Source organism: Leucobacter sp. M11, from assembly GCF_035726885.1.
Classification (GTDB): domain Bacteria; phylum Actinomycetota; class Actinomycetes; order Actinomycetales; family Microbacteriaceae; genus JAPFRB01.
The window spans coordinates 315,082-316,599 of sequence record NZ_JAPFRB010000002.1 but is presented as its reverse complement, the minus strand read 5'-3'; the positions used below and the strand labels follow the sequence as shown (position 1 = coordinate 316,599).

The following is a 1,518-nucleotide window of genomic DNA, read 5'->3' as shown; positions in this document are numbered from 1 at the left end:
ACGCCGAGCACATCACCGAGATCTTCCCCCTGGCCGAGACGCCAACGGCCCCGGCCCAGGGCGCGCTCGCGCTGGAAATCCGGTCCGCTACGGCGGAGCGGCCGCACTCGGCCGAGCTCCTGGCCGCCCTCCGCGCGGTGGAGGACCCGGCAGCGCACCTCACCGCGGTTGCCGAGCGCGCCGTGCTCGCCGAGCTCGGCGCGGGCTGCGCCGCCCCGGTGGGGGCGAGCGCGAGCTTCGACGGAGCCTCGCTCACCCTCCGGGCCACGATCACCGCGATCGACGGGCGCGAGAGCCTCACCCGGGAGGGCAGCTGCGTGCCGGAGGCGCACGCGGAGGGGGCCCTCCGCGACGCGGAGCAGCTGGGGCGAGCCCTCGCCCGGGAGCTCGTCGCCGCGGGAGCCGACGACATCGCCACCCTGCACGACAGCTGCGGCCACGAGGTGCTCACCCCGCACGAGCTGACGGCCCCGCGCATTCTCGACGCGCCCCGGGGGGCGGTGCCCGGCCGACCCGAGATCCTGTTCCCGACGGGCGGCTCGCTCGGGGAGAGCGGCGGCGCGGAGCTGACCCGGCGCGGGGCGGTCCCCGTGCCGAGCGAGCTGATCCGAACCGAGGCGCTCGCCGGCCCGGGCGAGCGCGCCCGGGTCGCGGCGGCGCTCGCCGAGCTGGCCGCGGGGGAGTACGCGTGGCTGACCGTGACGAGCGTCACGACCGTGCGCCTGCTCGCGGAGCGCGGCGCGGCCGTGGGGGAGCGCACCCGGATCGCCGCGGTCGGCCCGGCCACGGAGCGGGCGCTCCTCGACGCCGGGTACCGGGTTGATCTCGTGCCCGGCCGGGAACACTCCGCCGCCGGGATGGTAACCGCCCTGGCCGCCGAGCCCCGAAGCGGGGACACGGTCCTCGCGCTCGGCGCGGACGGCGCGACGCCGACGCTCGCGGAGGGCCTGCGCGGGCTCGGGTTCGCGGTCTCCGAGGTGCCGCTGTATCGGACCCGGGAGGTGCCGCCCGCGCCCGAGCTGGTGACGCGGCTCCGGGCGGGCGACCTTCGCGGCGTGCTCGTGACGAGCGGCAGCGTCGCGCGCGCGCTCGGCGGCGTGTTTGATGCGGAACACCCGCAGCCCGCCGAGTGCCTGGTGATTGCCATCGGCGCGCCCAGCGCTGAGGTGGCCCGGGAGCACGGGCTGCGCGTGGACGGCATCGCCGGAAGCGCGAGCCTGCCCGCGATGCTCGCGGCCTGGGCCGAGGCGCACGCCGAGCGCGGCGGCACAGATGTTTCTCCGATCCCGGCCGGGCACGCCGTGTCCGCCGCACCGACCCAGAACAGGAAGCACTCGTGATCACACCCGTCGTTCGCCCCAGGAGGCTCCGGCAGAGCCCCGCCCTTCGCACGCTCGCCCGCGAGACCCGCGTGCACCCCGCCGATCTGGTGCTGCCGCTCTTTGTCCGCGAGGGCATCACCGAGCCCGCCCCCATCGGCTCGATGCCGGGCGTGGTCCAGCACAGCGAGGACTCCCT

1 protein-coding gene and 1 pseudogene are annotated in these 1,518 nt (G+C 77.1%); both read left to right on the top strand.

The window, feature by feature from the left end:
- Nucleotides 1-1,340, top strand: a 1,340-nt coding sequence (locus OOT08_RS05765; RefSeq protein ID WP_325091626.1) for a uroporphyrinogen-III synthase, incomplete at its 5' end; no start/stop codon positions are given.
- Nucleotides 1,337-1,518 (top strand): annotated as a pseudogene (locus OOT08_RS05760) (porphobilinogen synthase); the annotation flags it as partial. The gene OOT08_RS05765 and the pseudogene OOT08_RS05760, both read left to right, overlap by 4 nt.